The organism is Microbacterium sp. (genome assembly GCF_035556355.1).
Taxonomy (GTDB): Bacteria; Actinomycetota; Actinomycetes; order Actinomycetales; family Microbacteriaceae; genus Microbacterium.
This window is the reverse complement of the sequence record NZ_DATMFG010000024.1, coordinates 97,009-120,952: the sequence shown is the minus strand read 5'-3', so window position 1 is coordinate 120,952 and position 23,944 is coordinate 97,009. Positions and strand designations below refer to the sequence as shown.

The window sequence follows — 23,944 nt, the reverse complement described above, 5'->3', positions numbered from 1 at the left end:
ACCGGCTCGCGAGGTCAGCGTCGGCGTGCTCGGGCCGTGGCCACGAGAAGCAGACCCAGAGCGAGCATGAGCGCTGCGATCCCGATCACCGCCGCGGCGATCTCCCCGCCGGTCGGTGGCAGCGGAGGCACGACCCGGACGATCGCCTGCGCGGAGCCGTCGACGTCGCAACCGGTGAACGGAGCGGCCAGGAGCACCTGAACGTCGGATGCTTCACACAGCACGTCACCGGTCGGGTCGACCGGCGTGCCGGTCACGACCGCGGTGTTGACCGTGGTCTCCGACACGAACGTCGCGCAGCGGAAGATCCACGTCTCTTCCGCCTCGTCCTCGAAGATGCTGTCGGGCGTGTCGAGGAGCCCGTCGGCGTCGGTGTCCCCGCTGACGTAGGCGATCGGGCTGCACGTGTCGTCCGCGATCGTCTCTGCGACGTTCGCGAGGGGGACATCACCCGTGTTCGTGACCGCGTACGTGTAGGTGACGTTCCCGCCCGGCGCGACCACGGCCGTCGGATCCGCCGTCTTGGTGATCGCGATCCCCGGCTGGAAGGTCGCGACGGCCTGGACGTCTGTGTCGGCGACGAGAAGGTCGAGACCGATCATGATGCCGCCGTGCCCGGTGACGGTGGCGAGGTTGAGCGTCGGCCGGTTGACGGCGGTCGTGCACGCGTACACCCACGTGTCGTCGCGGTCGAGGACGTCATCCGCGCCGGGAGCGGGATCCACGCGATCGGGCAGTCGGCAATCCGGCAGCGGCGGGCGGGCGATGTCGAAGAGGTTCACGTCGACGAGGGCGTCGTTCGCAGGATCCGGGCTCGTGCCGACGTTCGTCACGGTGAACGTGTACGTGACCTGCGAGCCGAGGAGCACCAGATGGTCGGACACCTCTTTCACGAGGGCGATCGCCGGATCGATGACGCTCACTTCGGCCTGGGCCGCGGCCTCGTAGACGTTGCCGAGCGGGTCGACGCCCGACACGGTCGCGACGTTCACGTCGGTGAGGGCGCCCGTGTTGTCGAGCGTGCGCTCGCACGTGAAGATCCAGGTCTCCGGGGCTGCGCTGTTCGCCCCTTCGAGGAGGCCGTCGCCGTCGGTGTCGCCGGACCGGTACAGGGGCGGGCCGCACTTGTCGTCGACGAGGACACCGGGTACGAGCGCGACATCTCCCGTGTTGGTCACCTCGAACACGTACGTGACCGCGGTGCCGTCCCGCACCGCGCTGACGGGCTGCCCGTTGACGGTGGGGACCTTCGTGAGCGCGATCGCGGGCTCGATGACGAGCACCTGCGCGATGTCCGTGTCGGACACCGCCTGGGTGAGGTCTGTGCCGGGGATGAACCCGATGCCCATGACCTCGGCCGTGTTCTGCACGATCGCCGACTCTGCGCCCGTGGGCGGCGGTGCGCCCTGGCTGCGCTCGAGGGGGGTCTCGCACGTGTACTGCCACACCTCGCCCAGTCCCAGAACGCCGTCGCCACCCTCATCGCCGCTCGGTCCCGTCACGGCGGAGCACGTGTCGTCCACGAGGGCGACATCCTCGATGGGGGTGAACCCCGTGTTCGTCACCTCGTACGCGTACTGGGCGGGGCGCGGGTCGGGGAAATCGGGACCTGAGACAGGCCCCGCCGCGGGGTCGACGACGACCGGCGTCAGCGCGGTCTTGACAACCTCGATCGACGGCGACACGACGAGCACGACCGCCTGGTCGGTCCGCGAGAGCGGATCACCGGCCGGGAGTCCTTCGACGACCGGCTGTCCCTGGATCTCGGCCGTGTTGAGGGTGTTCACCGTGATGGTCGCGCCGCACGTGAAGGTCCACGATTCGCCGGGGTTCATCAGGCCGTCGCCGTCGTCTCCCGACTGCAGCACGACGGGAGCGCATCGGTCGTCCGCGATCCAGTCGGGCCGGCCCGCGGGGAGGGCCAGATCGGCGGTGCCCGCGTTCATGGCGACATAGGTGTACGTCACCGCCGTCCCGGGGAAAACCAGGGAAGCGCTCACGGTCTTCACGAGCTGCAGGTCGGGATACTGCACATCGACGCTTGCGACGTCGGTGGCCGTCACCGGCGGACCGGGGAACGGCTCGAGCGTCGGTGACACCGGGTTCAACGGAGCGCCCGACACGGTCGCAGTGTTGTCGACGGACGAGGCCGGTGAAGCGGGGCAGCTGTAGTTCCACGTCTCGCCGACGTCGAGGATCTCGTTGCCGTTCGGATCGGGGTCGCGATCGGGATCCGTGCACGGGGGCGTGTCATCGACGAGTTGGACCGAGCCGAGTGGTGTGTCGCCGGTATTCGTCGCGGCGTACGTGTACGTGACCTGCTCGCCGGTCACGATCGTCACCGACTCCTCGCCGTTGACGAGCTTCGTCAACGAGATCGATGGGATGTACACGTCGACGTCGTCCTGCGCGGTGCTGCTCACGACGGCGCCCGACGGATCCGTTCCCTGCACCGTGATCGTGTTGACGAGGTTCAGCGCGCCGAGCACGCTCGCCGGGGCACGCGCGACGCGCTCGCAGCTGTACACCCACGTCTCGGTGAGGTCCAGCTTGCCGTCGCCGTCGACATCGCCGGAGTTGGGCTCGCCGGTCGCCGGGGTCACCGGCGAGCAGCGGTCGTCGCTCATCACGAGGTTCGAGAGCGGGGTGTTCCCTGTGTTCGTGACCGCATAGCTCGAGGTGACGCTCGCCGGCGGGACGAGGTCGCCGCGCACCTCCGTCGGCGAGTTCACCTTGGTGACCGCGATGCCGGGTGCGTAGACGAACGAGTTGTAGACGGAGCACGTGCCGATCTCGTTACCGATGCCCGTCAGCTCGAAGGTCGCCTCACCCGCGGCGACGCTCAACTCGCCGGCGACCTCTCGGACGCCTCCGAACTCGTTCCTGAACTCGCACCGGAAGTCATTCGCCGGCCCGGGCCGGCCGGGCGTGAATCCCGGCTGCGCGACCTCGGTCACCGAAGCGCCCGAAAGCACGTCCGGGACGATCGGCTCCCACTGGAACTGCGCGAACCCCGTAGGCGACGTCTCGACCGTCGCGGACGGTCCGGTCGCGGCCTGCGGCAGCACCCAGTTGAAGCCGCCGGGCACCGTCGGCGTGACGGTCATGTCCCAACCGCCGGCAGGAGCGTACGTCGCGTCCGAAGCGGATTGCGCGAACTTGCGGATCGTGAGCGACGGCGAGCACAGATCGAGCACGAGCGCCCGTACAGCGGATGCGAGATCCGCGAAGTCGGCCACGAGGGCGACGTCTGTCGTCTCGACGTCGAACTCTGAGACCGTCCGTGCGATGTCGTTCCCGGAGATCTGCGTCAGGCGGGCGACGCTCGCATCGTTCTGAAGCGCCTCGCCCACCCCGACCGCGAGGATGCGCGCGCCGGTCAGCTTGACGGCGTTCGCACGCGTCACTGCACGGTCGAGGGTGATGCCCGCCACGGCGCTCGTCCGGTCCGTGCCCACTCCGACATCGGGAGGAGGACCCGGGCTGAACGGGTCGCCCGGCTCGGTGAAGTCGTAGGCCGTCGGGTCGCCGTCGGTGATGTAGACGACGAGGTCCCCGGCATCCGCGGCCGTCTGGCGCAGCGATTGATCCCAGTTCGTGTACTGGGTGCTCGCGTTGGAGGCGACCCAGCTTCCTGACTGCTGCGGGTTGCCGCTGTTGAAGCGCTTGATCTCCACGTCGCCCGGCTGCGGTGGCAGCGGGTTGTAATACCGGTCGATCGCATCCCGGAACGCCCCGCCCGAGGCGAGGCTCGCGTTCGTCACCTCGGCCCGGGGTGCGAGCTGCTCGGAGAGGGACGCGAACTGCAGCACGCGGGCGGTCGATCCCGTGTCGGCGAACGCCTCGAGGAAGGCCTCGGCGGCGGTGCGGACCTGGCTGACCGCACCGGCCGTCTGCACCGAACCGGATGCGTCCAGCACGAGCGTCACGCCGAGACCGCACTGCGCGGGAATGGTCGGGTTCGGCAGCGGATCTGCCGCCGATGCGGGGGCAGCAGGCCCTGCGACAACCGCGAGGCACGCGACGAACGCGGCCACCGCGGCGGTCGCCGCGGCGCGGCTGGCCCTGCGCAGGGGCGCGCGCGTCACAACGCACAATCTGCCACACCGGTCACGCGTGTACCAGGGACCGCGCGCGACGGCTTCAGCGGCTGAACAGCCCGCGCTTGCGCTTCGCGGGCGTGAGCGATTTCTGGAGGTAGATCGTGCCCAGCCAGCGCCCGAATTTGAAACCCACACGGCCCATGCGCCCGACCTCGACGAAACCGAGCTTCTCGTGCAGCGCGAGCGAGGCTTCGGCGCCCTTGTCGCTGATGACGGCGACCATCTCGCGGATGCCGCGCTGCTCGCACGCCTCGATGAGAGCCTCCAGCAGCGCGCGCCCCAGTCCCTTCCCCGCGGCCGCCTGCCCGAGGTAGATCGAGTTCTCGACCGTGTAGCGGTACGAGGACTTGCCCGACCACGGCGACACGAGCGCGTAGCCGAGGATCTGGCCGCTCGGCGACTCCGCGACGAGGAAGGGGAGGTCGAGCTTCGAGAGGTATGCGAACTTGTCGCGCCACTGCGCGATCGTCCACTTCTTCTCGTCGAACGTGACGACGGAGTTCGTCACGTAGTGGTTGTAGATCTCGCGGATGTCGGGCAGGTCGGTCTCTCGCGCGGGACGGATCTCGTACGAGAAGGGGCGCTCCGGCTCGGGCTGCCTGCGCAGATGGCGCGGCAGCCTTCTGCGGCTCTTCTCGTACTCCTCCTCCAGCACGCGAGACAGCCTACGCGTCGGCGTCACTCGGGCAGGCGCCAGTCGACGGGTTCCGCGCCTTGGCGCACGAGCAGGTCGTTGGCGCGCGAGAACGGGCGCGAGCCGAAGAACCCGCGGCTGGCCGAGAGCGGCGACGGATGCGGCGACTCGATGATCGGCGTGCTCCCGAGCATCGGGCGGAGGCTGCGCGCGTCGTTCCCCCACAGGATCGCGACGAGCGGTCCGCCGCGTGCGACGAGCGTGCGGATCGCGTGCTCGGTGACCTTCTCCCACCCCCATCCGCGGTGCGACGCGGGGGCGCCCGGGGCGACCGTGAGCACCCTGTTGAGAAGCATGACACCGCGGTCGCTCCACGCCGACAGGTCGCCGTGCGACGCGGGCGGGATTCCGAGGTCGGTGTGCAGCTCCTGGTAGATGTTCGCGAGGCTGCGCGGGAGCGGGCGCACATGGCGGTCGACGGCGAACGACAGCCCGATCGGATGCCCCGGGGTCGGATACGGGTCCTGTCCGACGATGAGCACCCGGACTTCGGCGAGCGGCCGTTGGAACGCGCGAAGCACGCGGTCGCCGGCTGGAAGGTATCGACGCCCGGCGGCGGTCTCGGCGCGAAGGCGGTCCCCGAGCGCCGCGATGTCGGGCGCGACGGGCGCGAGCGCGGTCGCCCATTCCGGGTCGAGCAGCCCGGCCTCGGCGAGCTGCGGCAGGGTCATCGCCACCCCGGCCGACCCCCTACAGGCGCTCGGCGCCGCGTACGCGCAGCGGTCCGCGGGCGAGCAGATGCTGCGCCGACTGCGCGACCGGACGCATCGTCACGAGGTCGAGGTTGACGTGCCCGGGAAGGTTCAGCGAGAACGCGATGACTTCGGCCACGTCATCCGCCGTCAACGGATTCTCCACACCCTCGTACACGCGGGCCGCGGCCGCCGCGTCACCGCCCAGGCGATTGAGCGTGAACTCTTCGGTGTGCACCATGCCCGGCGCGATCTCGATCACGCGGATCGGCTCGCCGTTCAGCTCGAGCCGCAGCACGTGGGCAACCATCCCCTCCCCCGCCTTCGCGGCGTTGTAGCCGCCGCCACCGGGGTACGGCGTGAACGCCGCCGTCGAGGTCACGAAGAGGGTGTCGGCGTGACCGGACTCCGCGGCGCCCGCGCGCAGCAGCGGCAGCAGCGCCGCGACCAGTCGCTGCGCCGACAGCACATTGACGTCGAACATCCACTGCCAGTCGTCGGGGTCGCCGTCCTCGATGCGGTCGGTGCCTCGTGCACCCCCCGCGACGTGGACGAGCGCGTGGATCGGACCCGAGTCGGCGAGCCACTCGGCGAGCGCGTCGACGTCGGCCTGCACCGTGAGGTCGGCTGCGTACGCGACGGCGCCGGTCTCGGCCTCGAGCTCGGCGAGCCGGTCGGCGCGTCTCGCGACGCCCACGACGTCCCACCCGCTCGCGCGGAGGGCGCGCACCGTCGCAGCCCCGATGCCCGAACTGGCCCCTGTCACCACAGCACGTCTGTCAGCCATGGCTCAACGCTACCGAGGTCGCGACGTGTTCGACGACGCGACGACACGGATGCCACCACCCCGCCGTTACGTCATATTTCCCCTTCGTTGTTGACAAGCCGCCCGCCTCCGTACTCTCGGACGAGCCGACGACGACCCTCGTCGCCGACCGACCCGCAGGAGCCCGACATGTCCGCAGCAGAGAACTGGCGCTTCGAGACCAAGCAGATCCACTCGGGCGCGCAGCCCGATCCGGTCACGAAGGCGCGTGCCACCCCGATCTACCAGACGACGTCGTACGTCTTCGACAGCGCCGACCACGCGGCGAACCTCTTCGCCCTCGCCGAGTTCGGCAACATCTACACGCGCATCCAGAACCCCACCCAGGATGTCGTCGAGCAGCGCATCGCGGCGCTCGAGGGCGGCACCGGCGCGCTGCTCGTCTCGAGCGGCCAGGCGGCCGAGACGTTCGCGGTGCTCAACATCGCCGAGGCCGGCGACCACATCGTGTCGTCGAGCTCGATCTACGGCGGCACGTACAACCTCTTCAAGTACACGCTCGCCAAGCTCGGCATCGAGACGACGTTCGTCGAGAACCAGGACGACCCCGAGGAGTGGCGTCGCGCCGTCCGCCCGAACACGAAGCTGTTCTTCGCGGAGTCGGTGGGCAACCCGAAGGTGAACATCCTCGACATCCGCGCGGTCGCCGACATCGCGCACGAGAACGGCGTCCCACTCATCGTCGACAACACGATCGCGACCCCGTACCTCATCCGTCCGTTCGAGCACGGCGCCGACATCGTCCTGCACTCCGCGACGAAGTTCCTCGGCGGGCACGGCACGACCATCGGCGGCGTCATCGTCGACGGCGGCCGCTTCGCGTGGTCGCAGCACGTCGACAAGTTCCCCGGTCTCACCGAGCCCGACCCGTCGTACCACGGCGCGAGCTACACGACCGCGGTCGGCGACGGCCTCGCCTACATCATCAAGGCGCGCGTGCAGCTGCTGCGCGACCTCGGGTCGGCGATCGCACCCATCAGCGCGTGGCTGCTCCTGCAGGGAATCGAGACGCTCTCGCTGCGCGTCGAGCGTCACGTGCAGAACGCCCAGGAGATCGCCGAGTGGCTCGAGAACCATGACGACGTGGCATCGGTCAATTACTCGGGCCTGCCCACCTCGCCGTGGTACGCGGCCGCCAACACGTACGCCCCGAAGGGCGTCGGCGCGGTGCTGTCGTTCGAGCTCAAGGGCGGCGTCGAGGCGGGGCGCGAGTTCGTCAACTCGCTGTCGCTGTTCAGCCACCTCGCGAACATCGGCGACGTGCGCTCGCTCGTCATCCACCCCGCGTCGACGACCCACTCGCAGCTCACGCCCGAGCAGCAGCTCTCGAGCGGCGTGACGCCGGGCCTCGTCCGCCTTTCGGTCGGCATCGAGAACATCGACGACCTCAAGGCCGACCTCGAGCAGGCACTGGTCGCGGCTCGTCGCGTGAGCGACGGCGCGCGCGCCTGATCTCCGACACAGGGAACGGCGGATGCCCCGGCCCGCTGCGGGCGGGGCATCCGCCGTTCCCTGTCACCGTAGGGTGTGCTGGTGAGCACGACCGACGGAACCGACCCCGCCCGCGTCGCCGCCCTCTACGACGACTTCGGCCGGCACTGGGCGCATGGCACGTCGCCGCTGTACGAGGAATGGGCGCTCGGCATCGCGGGCGACCGTGAGCTGACCACGCGCATCGCGGGCCTGTCGAGGCGGCTCCGCCAGCCGAACCTGCTGTTCGCCTCGGCGCGCTGGGCCGGGTCGCCCCTCGCCCCGTTCGCGCAGTGGCGCGAGTGGCTGCTCGCGGCCTGGGATCGCGTGCTCGACATCGCGAAAGAGCGCTCGACGCAGACGAACGAGCCCAATCGCTGCGCAACCCTGCTGCCGGTGATCTCGCGCATCGACGGCCCGGTGGCGCTCCTCGAGGTCGGCGCTGCCGCGGGCCTCTGCCTCTTTCCCGACCGGTACGCGTACGAGTACTCGACGCCGACCCGCATTCGTCGCCTCGCGCCCTCCGCCGACGACCGCCGCGTGAATCTCGCGTGCCGCATCGACGCCGACGACGTCGTCCCCGACCGTCTGCCCGAGGTGGTGTGGCGGCGCGGCATCGACCTCAACCCGATCGACCCGCGCGACCCGGAAGAGGTCGACTGGCTCGCGACGCTCGTGTGGCCCGGGCCCGACCACGACCGCCGCGTCGAGCGTCTGCGAGCGGCGGCCGAGGTCGCGGCATCCGATCCCCCCGAGATCATCCGCGGCGATCTTCTCGAGACGGTGACCGAAATCGCGGCGTCCGCGCCACACGACGCGACGCTCGTCGTGTTCCACAGCGCGGTGCTCCTCTACCTCGACGCCGCCGGACGCGAGCGGTTCGCCGACATCATGGACGGGCTCGCCGCTGAGGTCGACCGCCGTGTCGTGTGGCTCTCGAACGAGTCGCGCGGCACGCTCACGGCCGTCGACGCGCGCGTGCCGGCCGATCTCGACACGTCGCGCCGCTTCATCCAGAGCGTCGACGGTGCGCCGATCGCACTGGCGGGGCAGCACGGCGCCACCTACGAAACGTCGGCCTTCCGCGGTCGGTGATCCCGCCGGGCGGGTGTAACACGTCGTCATGTGTGACGGCGGCACGCGAGAATGGTCGGATGGACTGGCAGACCTCCGAAGACACGGTGCCGAGCGCGCCCGTCACGGAGGCCGACGCGCGCCTGCTCCTCGGGCGTCCGCCCGCGACCGGCGCGTGGCGCGACGGCGATCCGGTCGGCGACCGGCACTTCGCCGCGTTCGGGCCGTTCCGCACCGAGGGCGGCCGCGAGCTGCCCGGCTACCGCCTCGCGTACGAGACGTGGGGCGAGCTCAACGCGACGCGCGACAACGCCGTGCTCGTTCTGCACGCCCTCACCGGCGACAGCCACGTGCGCGGGCCCGCCGGGCCGGGGCATCCGACCGACGGCTGGTGGAGCGACATCGTGGGCCCCGGCGCTCCGATCGACACCGATCGCTGGTTCGTCGTGGCGCCGAACATGCTGGGCGGATGCCAGGGCTCGACCGGTCCCGCGAGCATCGGGCCCGACGGGTACGAATGGGCGTCGCGCTTCCCGTACCTCACGATCCGCGATCAGGTCGCCGCGCAGGTACGCCTCGCCGACGCGCTCGGGATCGACGTGTGGGCCGGTGTCATCGGCGGCTCGATGGGCGGCATGCACGCGATGGAATGGGCGGTCGGCTACCCGGAACGCGTCGAGCGCGTCGGCATCCTGTCGGCTCCGCCCGTCAACACCGCCGACCAGATCGCGCTCAACTCGGTGCAGCTCGAGGCGATCCAGATCGACCCGCGCTTCCAGGGCGGCGAGTACTACGACGCGGATGCCGGCGACGGCCCCCACCGCGGCCTCGCGCTCGCGCGGCGCATGGCGCTGCTGAACTACCGGTCTCCCACCGAGCTCAATCAGCGGTTCCAGCGGTCGTGGCAGTCCAGCGTGAGCCCGCTGGGCCACGGCGGACGCTTCGCCGTGGAGTCGTACCTCGACTTCCACGGCAACAAGTTCACGCGCCGCTTCGACGCGAACTCCTACATCACGCTCGTCGAGGCGATGAACTCGCACGACGTCGGCCGCGACCGCGGCGGGGTCGAAGAGGCGCTCGGACGCGTGACCGCCAAAGCGCTCGTGCTCGGGATCGACTCCGACCGCCTGTTCCCCATCGACGGACAGCACCGCATCGCGCGCGGCATCCGCACGACCCTCGACGGCGACCGGGCCGTCGTCCTCACGAGCGACTTCGGGCACGACGGCTTCCTCATCGAGACCGAGGCCGTCGGCCGGCACATCCGCCGCCTCTTCGAGTCGTGACGGCGCGAGGGCGTCAGAACGAGCGCTCGTAGATCCAGGGAAGGTCGCCGATCGAGAGGCGGTGACGCGCGCGAGCGCGTGATCCGGATGCGGCGGCCGCGGCATCCGCGTCGTACTCGGCGTCCTCCTGCCACAGCATGAACGGGCCGGCCGGACCCCGCCGGGCGAGAGTCTCGTACGCACGCACCCCGCCGAGGCGCGCCGTCGCGAGGAGGTCGTCGACGTCGGACTGCCCCGCGAGCTCGTGCAGCGTGACCCACGTGGGCGGATACAGCGTGAGCTCGCCGCGCCCATGGCGCTCGAGCACATCGGCGGGGCGCGCCCACGTCGCCGACACCGCCTCGTCGGCGGCGAGCTCGAGGCTCACGTCGTCGGGCGCACGCGTCACGAAGAACCACGTGAGGATCCGCAGCGGCAGACCGGGGGGTGGGCTCCACCGCGAGATCGGCACGAGCGCGTCGGCGTCGAGCACGATGCCGGTCTCCTCGCGCGCCTCTCGCACCGCGGCGCGGCGCGCGGCGCGCTCGTCCGCGTCGTCCGATGAGGCGTCGCCCTCGCGGTCGATCGGGTCGAGCTTGCCGCCCGGGAACACCCACGCGCCCGCGAACGACCCGCGGTCGGGCCGCTCGATGAGCAGCACCTCCGGACCCTGTGCTCCGTCGCGCGCGATCACGACGGTCGCGGCGACCGGCATCTCGTCGGGCTCGTCGACGCCCTCGGCGGGGTCGGGGCTCGTACCGATCGCCCGCGCGAGCGCCTCTTGCGCGCGGGATCCGGGAGTCTCGTGGGGCACCCGACCACTCTAGGCCGGGGCTCGGTGCGGGCCGTGCGTCAGTCGGCCGAGCCGCCCTCGTCGAGAGCACGCTCGAGCCGCTCGATCTTGCCGTCGAGCTCGCCGGTCCAGCCGGGACGGATGTCGGCCTTCAGCACGAGCGAGATGCGCGAGCCGAACGGCATCACGGCATCCGTCGCGCGCTTGACGACGTCGAACACCTCGTCCCACTCCCCCTCGATCTCGGTGAACATCGAGGTCGTGCGGTGCGGCAGGCCGGAATCGCGCACGACGCGCACCGCGGCCGCGACGGCGTCGTGCACCGAGCCGTCCGCGCGTCCGGTGCCGCTCGGGGCGACGGAGAAGGCGACGAGCATGGGTTCCTCCTGAATCAGGGTTCGGTGGGCGTCGGTGTCGGTGAAGGCGAGGCGGATGCCGCGGCTCGCGGCTTCACGCGGGGGTGAGTGGGCGTGCGCGCGACGCGCACGACCGCCCAGACGAACAGCACCGCGAGGGCGAGGTTGCGCAGCGTGAGCACGACGGTGGGGAACGCCGACGCGACGAGCAGTTCGCCGTAGGTGAGCGGATAGACGATCTGGGTGAGCAGCGCCGTTCCGAGCCCGAGGAGGGCAGGCCCCCACCAGCGCCAGCGGTCGATCACGAGTCCGACCACGAGCGGCGCGATGATCCACGAGAGGTACTGCGGCGAGCCGACCTTGTTGAAGAGAATCATCGCGGCGACGGTCGCGAGGCCGAGTGACGGGAAGAGCCCCGCGAAGGTCGCCCCGCGCCACATCTTCACGATGCCGAGCACGAGCACGCCGATGACCGCGATCACGAGCACGGGGGTCATCGCGGCGATGACGATGTCGACGGAGGGTCCCGTCACCTGGAACGTGAGGATCGCCTGGTCGTAGTAGATGAAGGAGTCCTCGTACCCCAGGACCGCGCGCCACAGGTAGTAGCCGCTCACGGGAGCCTCGAGCTGGAGGCCGCGATCGGTCTGACCCGCGACGAAGCCGAGTGCGTGGGCTCCCGCTCCGGCCGAGAGGACCATGAGCAGGATGACCGCCGACAGCGCGATCGACGTCCCCGCGATCGCGCGCCGACGCCGCACGGCGACCACCGCCGACGCCAGCAGCGCGGCGGGCCACACCTTGATCCACATGCCGATGGTCAGCAGCACCGATGCGAGCGCCGGCCTGCCGACGAGCCACAGGCACGCCGCGAGCGCGAGCGGCGTGGTCACGCCTTCGAGCCGGTAGATCCCCACCGGGCCGAGCAGCGCGATGAAGACGAGCCAGAACCACGCCGCGATCCAGCGGCCGCTCGACCGGCCCCGGCCGACGAGCACGGCGAGCGCGACCGCGTCCGCGGCGGTGACGACGACGGCCCACGCGATCTCGTAGCCGCCGAGCCATGACATCGCCTTCGCGAGAACCATGGGCACGAGCGCGAGGTGCGGATACACCCAGCTCTCGGTGACTCCGACGATCGCGATCCCCTCGACGGCGCGCGTCGACCACGGCTCGTAGACGAGGTAGACGTCCCCCATCGGCTGGTTCGGCAGCAGCCATCCGAGCACCGCGACGCCGACGTGCACGACCGCGAACCCGACCCACAGCACCGCGCGCCTCGACACCCTCCTCATCCTAGAGAGGCGGGTCACAGAGTCTGTGCGAGCACTTCCGATACCGCGGAGGGCAGCGCTTCGGCGACGTCGAGCGCCGTGATGGGCCCGCCGTGCGCGCCGCGCGCCTCCGCGGCGAGCGTGGCGGCACGACCGTGGAGCCATACTCCGGTCGCCGCGAGCTCACCGAGCTCGCCCGAACTCACCTTGCGGTCCTGACCACCGGCACCGGTCGCGAGTGCGCCCGCGACGACGGCGCCGATGACACCCGCCAGCACATCGCCCGTGCCGGCGGTCGCGAGCCACGGGGTTCCGCTCGCGACGACCGTCGACCAGCCCGACGGCGTCGCGACGATCGTGTGCGCACCTTTGAGGACGACGACGCCGCGCAGCGCCGACGCGGTGTGAAGAGCGGATGCCGCGCGCTCGCCGCCGTTCGCAGGTGCGAGGCCGAGCCGCGAGCGAAGCCGCTCGTGCTCGCGGTCGTGCGGGGTCACGATGCAGGGCGCCGCCGCGCCCACGGCGTGGTCGAGCGCACCTGCGTCGACGACGACCGGGGCGCGACCGGCGAAGATCTCACGGACGGCCCGGGTTGCGGCATCCGTCTCCTCCTGCTCGACCGGAGTGCCCGACCCGACGACCCACGCCTGCACACGCCCGTCGACCGTCACGGTCTCGGGCCGCCGCTGGAGCACGAGGTTCCGTGCGAACTCGGGCCCGAGGTAGCGCACCATGCCGACCCCCGTGCGCCACGCCGCCTCGACGCCGAGCACCGCCGCTCCCGGATACTGGGCCGACCCGGTTCGGAAGCCGACGACGCCTCGGGAATACTTGTCGTCGCGGTCGGTCGGACGTCGCAGGTGGCGCGACGCGTCATCCGCCGTCCACTGGCCGCTCATGGCGACACCCTACCGGCAGGACGATCCGACACATGAGCATTCTCTTCTCCCCTCTGGCCGTGGGCCCGAAGACCGCGCGCAACCGCCTGTGGGTCTCGCCGATGTGCCAGTACAGCGCGATCGACGGCATGCCGCAGGAGTGGCACCACGTCCATCTCGCGCAGTTCGCGTCCGGCGGGGCGGGAATCGTGATGACGGAGGCGACCGCCGTGTCGCCCGAGGGGCGCATCTCGCCCGACGACACGGGTATGTGGAGCGACGCGCACCGCGACGCATGGGCGCCCATCGTCGCCGCCGTCCGGGCTCGCGGCGCCCTCGCCGGGATCCAGCTCGCGCACGCGGGACGCAAGGCATCGACGTCGTCACCGCTGAACGGACAGCGCGGCTCCGTCCCCCGTGAGCACGGCGGATGGCAGACCGTCGCTCCGTCGGCGATCCCGTTCGAAGGGCTCGCGACCCCCGTCGCCCTGGATCACGACGGCATCGACCGCGTCGTCGAAGACTTCGCGGCGGCCGCGCGGCGCGCCGTCGAGGTGGGCTTCGACGTCGTCGAGGTGCACGCGGCGCACGGCTACCTGCTGCACGAGTTCCTCTCTCCCCTCTCGAACCACCGCGACGACGAGTACGGCGGCTCGCTCGAGAACAGGGCGCGCCTCGTCCTGCGCATCGTCTCAGCGGTGCGGCGGGCCGCGCCGGACCTCGCGCTGCTCGTGCGCTTCTCCGCCTACGACTGGGCCGACGGCGGGTTCACCCCCGACGAGACCGCGACCGTCGCGACCTGGGCGGCGGAACGCGGCGCCGACCTGTTCGACATCTCCAGCGGGGGGCTCGTCGCCCACCAGCGCCTGAAGACGGGCCCGGGCTACCAGGTGCCCTTCGCCGCGCACGTCCGGCGGACGGCGGGTGTTCCGGTGTCCGCGGTCGGCATGATCGACGATGCAGCCCAGGCCGAAGCGATCCTCGAGGCGGGCGACGCCGACGCGATCATGGCCGGTCGCGAATGGCTGCGCGACCCGCACTACGCACTGCGCGCATCGATCGAACTCGGCGTCGACATCGACTACTGGCCGGCGCAGTACCTGCGGGCACGACCCGCACGCGTGCGCGCCGCCTGACCCGGCGGGCTCGGCGGGGCATCCGGATGCGTCGTGTCACCGCCGGCCGCGGCGGGTCGCGTCCTGCACCTCGCCGATCAGCTCCTCGATGATGTCTTCGAGGAAGAGCACCGCGGTCGTACGCCCGCTCGCGTCGCGCACCTGGGCGAGGTGGCGGCCTGCGCGGCGCATGAGCGCGAGCGCGTCTTCGAGGTCGGTCGTCTCCAGCACCGGCACCATGTGGTGGATGCGCTTCGCCGGAATCTGCGCGGCCGCGCCGGCCGCAGAACCCGGACCCTCCGCGACGCGGAGCACGTCTTTGAGGTGCACGTAGCCGAGCGGCTCGCCGGTCTCGTCGACGATCACGTACCGCGAGAACCCGTGCTTCGCCACCGCGCGCTCGATCTCGTCCGGCGTCGTGGTCTGGGGCAGCGTCACGAGTTCGCTGAGCGGCACCGCGATCGCCTTCGCCTTCTTGTCGGTGAACTCGAGCGCCGCCGCGACGGTGCCCGCCGAATCGTCGAGCACCCCCTCGATGCGGGACTGGCTCACGATCGTCGCGACCTCTTCGAGCGTGAACGTCGAGGCCGCCTCGTCCTTCGGCTCGACGCGGAACAGGCGCACCGCGTGGTTCGCGATCCAGTTGAGCGACACGATCACGGGGTGGAACAGCTTCGAGATCCACACGAGCGGCGTCGCGAGCATCAGCACCGACCGGTCCGGCACCGAGAACGCGAGGTTCTTCGGCACCATCTCACCGAACACGACGTGCAGGTACGACACGAGCACGAGGGCGATCACGAACGCGATGACGTCGACCATCGACTCGTTGAGGCCCGTGAGCCCGAGCGGCTCGGCCAGCAGGTGGTGGATCGCCGGCTCCGACACGTTCAGGATCAGCAGCGAGCAGATCGTGATGCCGAGCTGACACGTCGCGAGCATGAGCGTCGCGTGCTCCATCGCGAACAGGGCCGTCTTCGCCGCGCGGGAGCCCTTCTCGGCGCGAGGCTCGATCTGCGATCTGCGCGCCGAGATGACGGCGAACTCGGCGCCCACGAAGAACGCGTTCGCCATCAGCAGCACGAACAGCCAGGCGAGGCCCGCCCAATCGCTCATCGCGCACCGCCCTCTCGGTCGGCGCCCGCTTCGGTGCTGAGGTTCGCGGCTCCGTCGGGAACGGGTGCGGGCGTGAACCGCACCCGGTCGACGCGGCGGCCGTCCATGCGCTGCACCTCGAGCGTGCCGTCCTCGATCTCGACCGCATCGCCGACGACGGGGATGCGCTCCAGCACGCTCATGAGGAACCCGCCGACGGTGTCGTACACGTCCCCTTCGGGGATGCGGATGCCGGTGCGGTCGCGCACCTCGTCGGGCCGCAGCTCGCCCGGAAGGATCACCGAGCCCTCGGCCCGCACGATGCCCGCGCGGCGGCGGTCGTGCTCGTCGAGCACCTCTCCGACGATCTCCTCGACGAGGTCCTCGAGCGTCACGATGCCGGCCGTTCCGCCGTACTCGTCCACGACGATCGCCATCTGGTAGCCGCGCGCCCGCAGCTCCGACACCAGCGCGTCGAGGTGCACGGCCTCGGGCACGCGCAGCGGCTCGGTCGCGATGGCCGCCGCGGGGACATCCGGTCGTCGCTCGCGGGGAACCGACACCGCGGCCTTCAGGTGCACGATGCCGACGATGTCGTCCATTGAGTCCTGGTACACGGGGAACCTGCTGTGGCCCGTGCGGCGCGCGAGCTGCACGACGTCGTCGACCGAGTCGTCCGCCGCGAGCGCGTGCACGCTCGGGCGCGGCGTCATGACATCGGCGGCGGTCAGGCGCGCGAACGTGAGGCTGCGGTCGAGGAGCGTCGCGGTGTCCTCCTCGAGCACGCCGGCACTCGCCGAGCGGCGCACGAGGCTCGAGAGCTCCTCGGCGGTTCGGGCCCCCGACAGCTCCTCCTTCGGCTCGACGCCGAGCAGCCGCAGCACACCGTTCGCGCTGCCGTTGAGCACGGCGACGGCCGGGCGGAACACCGTCGTGAACGCGACCTGGAACGGCAGGACGATCTTCGCGGTCTGACGCGGCACCGCGAGGGCCAGGTTCTTCGGGATGAGCTCGCCGAGGATCATCGAGAGGATCGTGGCGATCGTGACGCCGATCACCGCGGCGACCGGGGTCACCACGGCATCCGCCCACCCCCATTGCCGGAACACCGGACCCAGGAGGTTCGAGATCGCCGGCTCCATCGTGTAACCGGTGAGGAGGGTCGTGAGCGTGATGCCGAGCTGCGCGCTCGACAGGTGCGTCGAGGTGAGCTTCAGCGCGCTGATCGTGAGCGACAGACGGGACTCGCCGCGTTCGCGCCGCGCTTCGAGGTCGGCCCGGTCGAGGTTCACGAGCGCGAACTCGCTCGCGACGAAGAGTCCGGTCCCGATGGTGAGCAGGAGCCCCACGCCCAGCATGACGTAATCCATCACGCGTCACCCCCGATCGCGGGGGCCGGTTCGTGGGGCGGGCGTCTGCAACTGGGCGGGTCGTCCATCTCGCGAAAAGTCTACGGCAGGGCAGGCGCGCGACGGATGCTCCTTCTCCCTCCCCTCGCGGCGCCCCGACCCGCCCCTCTCCCGTCGCCTCCGCCCACGCCCAGCCCGTCGCCATCACCCACGCCTCGCGCTGTCGAAATCCGCACGCGCGGGCATCGGGGAGGGCAGCGGATGCCGGTCTTGACAGCGCGAGCCGTGAGGTCGCCGATCGAGCACGGCTCCTCCCCAGCCACCGGAGGCGTGGGGGCGCCCCACTGTCCCGTGGAGTGTCGGCACCCGAGCGCGTCGCGCGAGGGAGAGTGTCCGCGTGAGGACGATGTCAACCGCGGACGAGCTCGTCGCGATCTTCCGGAGGGCGGACCAGCTCGATCCGGTGGACGATCGCCGCCTTCGGCGCGACGTCCGATCCGGCCGGCTCGTCCGGGTCGCCGCCGGCGCATACGTCCGCGCTGACGCCTGGCGAGGGCTGCGTCCGATCGAGCGACATCGCGTCCGCGTGCACGAAGTCGCGCGGCGTCTGGAGCCAGGCGCCACCATCTCGCACTTCGCGGCCGCCGCGGTGCACGACATCGACATCCTCGGCGCCTGGCCGGAGCTCGTCGACGTCACCATCGACCGCGCGTCCGGCGGCCGATCCGGCGGCGCAGTGCGTCGCCGCGCGCTCGGTCTCGAGGACGTCGAGCGCACTCCGCTCGGCGTGCACCACGTCACGACTCCGGCTCAGACCGCACTCGACATCGCTCGCGCGGCACCTTTCCTCATCGCGTCCACGGCCGTCGACCAGGCGATCTGGAGCCGACGTGCGTCTGGTCCGCTGACGACCAGAGACGAGCTCTTGCTGCGGCTCGATCACGATGCACCCCGACGAGGCGACGTGCGCGCACGACGCGTCATCGAGAACGCCGACTGCGGTGCCGCGAATCCCCGTGAGACGCAGGCGCGTGTGCTCCTCGAGCACCTCGGATTCCCCCCGTCCCGCTCCCAGGAGCGGCGCGTCCTCCGCAGCGGCCGGCTCGTGTTCGCGGACCGCTACTTCCCGGGGCACGACCATTGGCTGGAGATCGACGGCCGCGGAAAGTACCTGAGCCCCGAGTTCGATGCAGGCCGCGATCCGGCGGCGATCGTGATCGATGAGAAGAACCGCGAGAACGAGATCCGACGCGAGGTGCGCGGTTTCAGCCGGCTGGAAGCGGGCGACCTCGACTTCCCACGCCGCGTATACGACATCCTGACCGCGGACGGGCTGCCGAGCTCGAAGCGCCGCCCCTGACCGCGATCCCCTCAGATGGTTCGCGCTGTCGAAATCCGCGATCGCGCACGAGGGTGGCGGCCGCGGACGCTGATTTCGACAGCGCGAAGCAGCCGGTGTGAGCGAGAAGGCGCGGGCGGATGCGGGCGGCTCACCAACTGACCGGGAGCGCCTTGCCCTCCTCGTAGCCGGCGGCGGACTGCAGGCCGACGCGCGCGCGCTCGTGGAACTCGGGCACCGTGGCCGCACCCGCGTACGTGAAGGACGAGCGCACGCCCGAAGTGATCATGTCGAGCAGGTCCTCGATGCCCGGACGCAGCGGGTCGAGATAGATCTTCGACGACGAGATGCCCTCGGCGAACAGCTCCTTGCGCGCGAGCTCGTACGGGTCGAGCCGCCCGAAGCGCTCGTGCACGGCCTTCGTCGACGCCATGCCCCACGACTCCTTGTATGCGCGGCCGTCGGCGTCGACGAGCAGCTCACCGGGCGCCTCGATCGTTCCCGCGAACCACGAGCCGATCATGACGGAGGACGCACCGGCGGCGAGCGCGAGGGCGACGTCGCGCGGGTACCGCACGCCGCCGTCGGCCCACACGTGGGCGCCCATGAGCCGCGCCGCCTCCGCCGTCTCGAGCACGGCCGAGAACTGGGGTCGTCCGACTGCGGTCATCATGCGGGTCGTGCACATCGCGCCGGGGCCGACGCCCACCTTGAGGATGCTCGCGCCCGCCGTGACGAGGTCGTGGACGCCTTCGGCCGTGACGATGTTTCCCGCCGCGAGCGGGATGCCCAGGTCGAGGTCGGCGATCGTGCGCAGCGCCGCGAGCATGTTCTCCTGGTGCCCGTGCGCGGTGTCGACGACGAGCACGTCGACTCCGGCGGCGGCGAGCGCGCGAGCCTTCGCCGCGACGTCGCCGTTGATGCCGACGGCGGCTGCGACGATGAGCCGCCCCGACGCGTCGACCGCCGGACGGTACAGCGACGAGCGCAGCGCGCTGCGGCGCGAGAGCGTGCCGACGAGCATGCCGTGCCGCAGCACGCACACGACGTCGGCCTCCGCCGCGACGAGGAGGTCGAACGCCTGGCGACCGCTCTCGACGTCTTCGGCGTCGATCGACGCCGATCGTCCGCGTGCGATGTCGCCGAGCCGCGCGTCGGGAAGAGCGGTGCCCAGCCGGGTCGCGGGCACGACCCCGAGGATGTCCTCGGCGCGCAGTCCCGTGCCGGGCAAGCGGGTGTCGACTCCACCGCCGTGCTGCTGACCGGCGCCGGACGGGGTCTCGGCGACGACGATGCCGTAGCCCTGTGTCGCGGGGAGCAGCCGCGCGGCGTCGGCGACCGTCGCGTCGGGCGGCAGCACGAGCGGGGTGTCCCACGGAACGGGCTGAGCCTTCACCCACCGGATCGCCGCGTCGAGCTCCTGCAGCGGCATGTCCTGGGGCAGGACCCCCAGGCCGCCGCGGCGCGCGAGTGTCGCGGCCAGGCGCGCCCCGGTGACCGAGTTCATGTTGGCCGAGACGATCGGAAGGGTGGCGGTCGTGCCGTCACCCGGGGACAGGTCCACGTCGAGGCGGCTCGCGACCGTCGACCGCCGGGGGACGAGGAACACGTCCGAATACGTCAGGTCGACGTCGGGGCGGTCTCCGTAGAACTCCATGTCCGTCAAGGGTAGCGACTGGAAGGGCCGCGGATGCCGTTGCCGAATCGTGCTTTCCCACGGAGCGCAACCCCGACGAAGAGCGACGCGGACTGGGTTACGCTTAAGGATCGTGCCCGAGGGTCGTTGCGGACCAGGCATCCACATCTTCTTCACGAAAGCAGGCGATCGAGCGTGTCGAGCCAGGTGACGGGCGTCGGTGTATCGAACGAAGGAGAGTTCGGAGCCAATGAATGGCTCGTCGACGAACTCTACGAGCAGTACAAGGTCGACAAGAACTCGGTAGACAAGGCCTGGTGGCCGATCCTCGAGGCCTACCACCCCGTCGACGCGGACGGGGCGTCGGCGCCTTCGGCTCCGGCCGGCCCCGCATCCGAGGCTCCTGCGCCTGCGGCATCCGCCTCGGCCGCCGCTCCCTCTTCCGCCGCCCCCGCGACCGCTCCGGCGACCGTGAACGGGGCGGCGACGTCGTCTGAGCCGCGCCCGGTCACGGCACCGGTCCCGGTGATCGGGAGCCAGCCGGTCGCCCGCACGACCGCGCGCCCCGCCGCGCCGCAGCCGATTCCGGCCCAGGCGCCGAAGATCAAGCCGTCCGCGCCCGAGGAGAGCGTCGACGAGGACGTCGTCACCGCCCTCAAGGGCCTCCCGAAGACCCTTGCGGCCAACATGGACGAGTCGCTCACCGTCCCGACCGCGACGAGCGTCCGGACGGTGCCGGCGAAGCTCATGATCGACAACCGGATCGTGATCAACAACCACATGTCGCGCACGCGCGGCGGCAAGGTCAGCTTCACGCACCTCATAGGGTGGGCGCTCATCCAGGCGCTCAAGGACTTCCCGAGCATGAACGTCTTCTACGCCGAGGTCGACGGCAAGCCGTCCGTGGTGGCGCCCGCGCACGTGAACCTCGGCATCGCGATCGACCTCCCGCGCCCAGACGGCTCGCGCGCGCTGCTCGTCCCGAGCATCAAGCGAGCCGAGACCCTCTCGTTCGGCGAGTACCTCGCGTCGTACGAAGACCTCGTGTCGCGCGCCCGCGCCAACAAGCTCACGCCCGCCGACTTCCAGGGCACGACGATCTCGCTGACCAACCCGGGCGGCATCGGCACCGTGCACTCGGTCCCCCGCCTCATGAAGGGCCAGGGGTCGATCATCGGCGTCGGCGCGCTCGAGTACCCGGCCGAGTTCCAGGGTGCGAGCGACAAGACGCTCAACGAGCTCGCGATCGGCAAGACCATCACGCTCACGAGCACGTACGACCACCGCGTCATCCAGGGCGCGGCGTCGGGCGAGTTCCTCAAGAAGGTGCACGAGCTGCTCATCGGCCAGCGCAGCTTCTACGAAGACATCTTCGCGGCGCTGCGCATCCCGTACGCGCCGATCCACTGGGCGAACGACATCAACGTCGACGTCGCCGAGCGCGTCGACAAGACCGCGCGCGTGCAGGAGCTCATCAACTCCTTCCGCGTGCGCGGCCACCTCATGGCCGACATCGACCCGCTCGAGTACGTCCAGCGCACGCACCCCGACCTCGAGATCGAGAGCCACGGGCTGACGTTCTGGGACCTCGACCGCGAGTTCGTGACCGGCGGCTTCGGCGGCAAGCGCCTCATGAAGCTGCGCGACATCCTGGGCGTCCTGCGCGACTCGTACTGCCGCACGATCGGCATCGAGTACATGCACATCCAGGACCCGGCGCAGCGCGCGTGGTTCCAGCGCAACGTCGAGGTCAAGTACCAGAAGCCCGGCCACGACGAGCAGCTGCGCATCCTGTCGAAGCTGAACGAGGCCGAGGCGTTCGAGACCTTCCTGCAGACGAAGTACGTCGGCCAGAAGCGCTTCTCGCTCGAGGGCGGCGAGTCGCTCATCCCGCTGCTCGACCAGGTGCTCCAGGGCGCCGCCGACGCGGGCCTGGACGGTGCCGCGATCGGCATGGCGCACCGTGGCCGCCTGAACGTGCTCACGAACATCGCCGGCAAGACGTACGGCCAGGTGTTCCGCGAGTTCGAGGGCTCGGTCGCGATCGGCTCGAAGAGCGGATCGGGCGACGTCAAGTACCACCTCGGCACCGAGGGCACGTTCGTGGCGGATTCGGGCGCCGAGCTGCCCGTGTACCTCGCGGCGAACCCGTCGCACCTCGAGACGGTCGACGGCGTGCTCGAGGGCATCGTCCGCGCCAAGCAGGACCGCAAGCCCATCGGCACGTTCTCGTGGCTGCCGATCCTCATCCACGGTGACGCGGCCTTCGCGGGCCAGGGCGTCGTCGTCGAGACGCTTCAGATGTCCCAGCTGCGCGGCTACCGCACGGGCGGCACCGTGCACATCGTCGTCAACAACCAGGTCGGCTTCACCACGACGCCGCAGGACGGCCGCTCGTCGGTGTACGCGACCGACGTCGCCAAGACGATCCAGGCGCCGATCTTCCATGTGAACGGCGACGACCCCGAGGCCGTCGTGCGCGTCGCACAGCTCGCGGTGCAGTACCGCGAGGAGTTCCACCGCGACGTCGTCATCGACCTCGTCTGCTACCGCCGCCGCGGTCACAACGAGGGCGACGACCCGTCGATGACGCAGCCGCACATGACGAACCTCATCGAGGCGAAGCGCTCGGTGCGCCGCCTGTACACCGAGGCTCTCGTCGGTCGCGGTGACATCACCGAGGAGGAGTACGAGCAGGCCAAGCGCGACTTCCAGAACCGCCTCGAGATCGCGTTCGCCGAGACGCACGCCGCCGAGACCGGTTCCTCCCCCGTTGTCGAGGAGGAGGCGATCGTCCCGACGGTGATCGGCGAGCCCGACACGACGGGTGTGTCGCGCAGCGTGATCGAACTCGTCGGCGATGCGTTCGTCAACAAGCCGGAGGGCTTCACGGTGCACCCGAAGCTCCAGCAGCTCCTCGAGAAGCGCTACGACATGAGCCGCAACGGCGCGATCGACTGGGCGTTCGCCGAGTTGCTCGCGTTCGGCTCGCTGCTGCTCGAAGGCACGAACGTGCGCCTCGCCGGGCAGGACTCGCGCCGCGGCACGTTCGTGCAGCGCCACGCGGTGCTCCACGACCGCGCGAACGGCCAGGAGTGGCTGCCGCTGTCGAACCTCAGCGAGAACCAGGGCCGCTTCTGGGTCTACGACTCGCTGCTCAGCGAGTACGCGGCGATGGCTTTCGAGTACGGGTACTCCGTCGAGCGCCCCGATGCGCTCGTGCTGTGGGAGGCCCAGTTCGGCGACTTCGCGAACGGCGCCCAGTCGGTCATCGACGAGTACATCTCCGCCGCCGACCAGAAGTGGGGCCAGCAGTCGAGCCTCGTGCTGCTGCTCCCGCACGGCTACGAAGGCCAGGGCCCTGACCACTCGTCTGCCCGCATGGAGCGCTACCTGCAGCTGTGCGCGCAGGACAACATGACCGTCGCGCGTCCGTCGACGCCGGCGTCGTACTTCCACCTGCTGCGCCGCCAGGCCTACGCGCGCCCGCGGCGTCCGCTCATCGTGTTCACGCCGAAGGCGATGCTGCGCCTGCGCGGAGCGACGAGCGCCGTCGAGGACTTCACGCACGGGCGCTTCGAGCCGGTGATCGACGACGAGCGCGGCGTCGACAAGTCGGCCGTCCGTCGTGTGCTGCTGCACTCCGGCAAGATCCACTGGGATCTGCGCGCCGAGCTCGAGAAGAACCCCGACCCCACGATCGCCCTCGTGCGGATCGAGCAGTTCTACCCGAAGCCGGTCGACGAGCTCAACATGGTGATCGACAAGTACCCGAACGCGGAGCTTGTGTGGGTTCAGGACGAACCCGAGAACCAGGGTGCGTGGCCGTTCATCGCGCTCGAGTTCGTCAAGCACCTGCACGGTCGCACGATCCGGCGCGTCTCGCGTCCGGCCGCCGCATCGACCGCGACGGGCTCGCCGAAGGTGCATGCGGCCGAGCAGGCCGCGGTGATCGCGGAGGCACTCGCCCGCTGAGCGGAGACTT

17 protein-coding genes are annotated in these 23,944 nt (G+C 70.6%); 6 read left to right on the top strand and 11 right to left on the bottom strand.

Going from position 1 to position 23,944, the window contains the following annotated elements:
- Positions 1-14: 14 nt before the first annotated feature.
- The 4 genes from VNR19_RS06915 to VNR19_RS06900 are packed head-to-tail and all read right to left on the bottom strand — an operon-like array spanning position 15 to position 6,276.
- Positions 15-4,088 carry a DUF7507 domain-containing protein gene (locus VNR19_RS06915; RefSeq protein WP_325725206.1) on the bottom strand — a complete coding sequence of 1,358 codons (4,074 nt, stop codon included), beginning with the start codon at positions 4,086-4,088 and terminating at the stop codon, positions 15-17.
- Positions 4,089-4,143: 55 nt separating this feature from the next.
- On the bottom strand, positions 4,144-4,758 hold the full coding sequence (locus VNR19_RS06910) for a GNAT family N-acetyltransferase (RefSeq protein ID WP_325725204.1): 615 nt from the start codon (positions 4,756-4,758) through the stop codon (positions 4,144-4,146).
- A 23-nt stretch (positions 4,759-4,781) separates the two neighbouring features.
- Entirely contained in the window at positions 4,782-5,474 is a 693-nt protein-coding gene (locus tag VNR19_RS06905; protein WP_325725202.1) for a uracil-DNA glycosylase, read from the bottom strand.
- A gap of 13 nt (positions 5,475-5,487) precedes the next feature.
- Complete coding sequence (locus VNR19_RS06900; protein ID WP_325725200.1) at positions 5,488-6,276, bottom strand: SDR family oxidoreductase; 789 nt, start codon at positions 6,274-6,276, stop codon at positions 5,488-5,490.
- A 168-nt stretch (positions 6,277-6,444) separates the two neighbouring features.
- Here VNR19_RS06900 and VNR19_RS06895 point away from each other — a divergent pair, with 168 nt between their 5' ends.
- The 3 genes from VNR19_RS06895 (at position 6,445) to metX (ending at position 10,145) form a co-directional block, all read left to right on the top strand.
- Positions 6,445-7,767: a bifunctional o-acetylhomoserine/o-acetylserine sulfhydrylase gene (locus VNR19_RS06895; protein WP_325725198.1), complete on the top strand. Its 1,323-nt coding sequence runs from the start codon at positions 6,445-6,447 to the stop codon at positions 7,765-7,767.
- Between the two features lie 81 nt (positions 7,768-7,848).
- The gene (locus VNR19_RS06890; RefSeq protein WP_325725196.1) at positions 7,849-8,880 is read left to right on the top strand and encodes a DUF2332 domain-containing protein; all 1,032 of its coding nucleotides are present in this window, start codon (positions 7,849-7,851) and stop codon (positions 8,878-8,880) included.
- 59 nt (positions 8,881-8,939) lie between these two features.
- Complete coding sequence (metX, locus tag VNR19_RS06885) at positions 8,940-10,145, top strand: homoserine O-acetyltransferase MetX (RefSeq protein ID WP_325725194.1); 1,206 nt, start codon at positions 8,940-8,942, stop codon at positions 10,143-10,145.
- Between the two features lie 13 nt (positions 10,146-10,158).
- On the opposite strand, the gene VNR19_RS06880 is transcribed toward metX, so the two are convergent.
- From VNR19_RS06880 to VNR19_RS06865, 4 genes are read right to left on the bottom strand one after another with little or no spacing between them, the layout of a single operon-like run.
- Positions 10,159-10,938: an NUDIX hydrolase gene (locus VNR19_RS06880; RefSeq protein WP_325725192.1), complete on the bottom strand. Its 780-nt coding sequence runs from the start codon at positions 10,936-10,938 to the stop codon at positions 10,159-10,161.
- A 38-nt stretch (positions 10,939-10,976) separates the two neighbouring features.
- On the bottom strand, positions 10,977-11,294 hold the full coding sequence (locus VNR19_RS06875; RefSeq protein ID WP_325725190.1) for a thiamine-binding protein: 318 nt from the start codon (positions 11,292-11,294) through the stop codon (positions 10,977-10,979).
- 14 nt (positions 11,295-11,308) lie between these two features.
- Entirely contained in the window at positions 11,309-12,559 is a 1,251-nt protein-coding gene (locus tag VNR19_RS06870) for a glycosyltransferase 87 family protein (protein WP_325725188.1), read from the bottom strand.
- Positions 12,560-12,582: 23 nt separating this feature from the next.
- Complete coding sequence (locus tag VNR19_RS06865; RefSeq protein ID WP_325725186.1) at positions 12,583-13,446, bottom strand: ADP-dependent NAD(P)H-hydrate dehydratase; 864 nt, start codon at positions 13,444-13,446, stop codon at positions 12,583-12,585.
- A 32-nt stretch (positions 13,447-13,478) separates the two neighbouring features.
- Here VNR19_RS06865 and VNR19_RS06860 point away from each other — a divergent pair, with 32 nt between their 5' ends.
- Positions 13,479-14,561, top strand: a complete 1,083-nt coding sequence (locus tag VNR19_RS06860; protein WP_325725184.1) for an NADH:flavin oxidoreductase/NADH oxidase — start codon at positions 13,479-13,481, stop codon at positions 14,559-14,561.
- Between the two features lie 36 nt (positions 14,562-14,597).
- Here the strand turns inward: VNR19_RS06860 and VNR19_RS06855 are convergent, their stop codons facing one another.
- Entirely contained in the window at positions 14,598-15,656 is a 1,059-nt protein-coding gene (locus VNR19_RS06855; RefSeq protein WP_325725182.1) for a hemolysin family protein, read from the bottom strand.
- Complete coding sequence (locus VNR19_RS06850) at positions 15,653-17,005, bottom strand: hemolysin family protein (protein ID WP_325725180.1); 1,353 nt, start codon at positions 17,003-17,005, stop codon at positions 15,653-15,655. The genes VNR19_RS06855 and VNR19_RS06850 overlap by 4 nt, the downstream gene beginning before the upstream one ends.
- Positions 17,006-17,381: 376 nt before the next feature.
- Between VNR19_RS06850 and VNR19_RS06845 the strand changes: the two genes are divergently transcribed.
- The gene (locus tag VNR19_RS06845) at positions 17,382-18,344 is read left to right on the top strand and encodes a hypothetical protein (protein WP_325725178.1); all 963 of its coding nucleotides are present in this window, start codon (positions 17,382-17,384) and stop codon (positions 18,342-18,344) included.
- A gap of 130 nt (positions 18,345-18,474) precedes the next feature.
- Here the strand turns inward: VNR19_RS06845 and VNR19_RS06840 are convergent, their stop codons facing one another.
- Positions 18,475-19,980 (bottom strand): GuaB1 family IMP dehydrogenase-related protein, encoded by a 1,506-nt coding sequence (locus VNR19_RS06840; protein ID WP_325725176.1) that lies wholly within the window; start codon positions 19,978-19,980, stop codon positions 18,475-18,477.
- Between the two features lie 174 nt (positions 19,981-20,154).
- On the opposite strand from VNR19_RS06840, the gene VNR19_RS06835 reads away from it, so the two are divergent.
- The gene (locus VNR19_RS06835) at positions 20,155-23,934 is read left to right on the top strand and encodes a multifunctional oxoglutarate decarboxylase/oxoglutarate dehydrogenase thiamine pyrophosphate-binding subunit/dihydrolipoyllysine-residue succinyltransferase subunit (RefSeq protein ID WP_325725174.1); all 3,780 of its coding nucleotides are present in this window, start codon (positions 20,155-20,157) and stop codon (positions 23,932-23,934) included.
- The last annotated feature ends 10 nt before the right edge of the window (positions 23,935-23,944 follow it).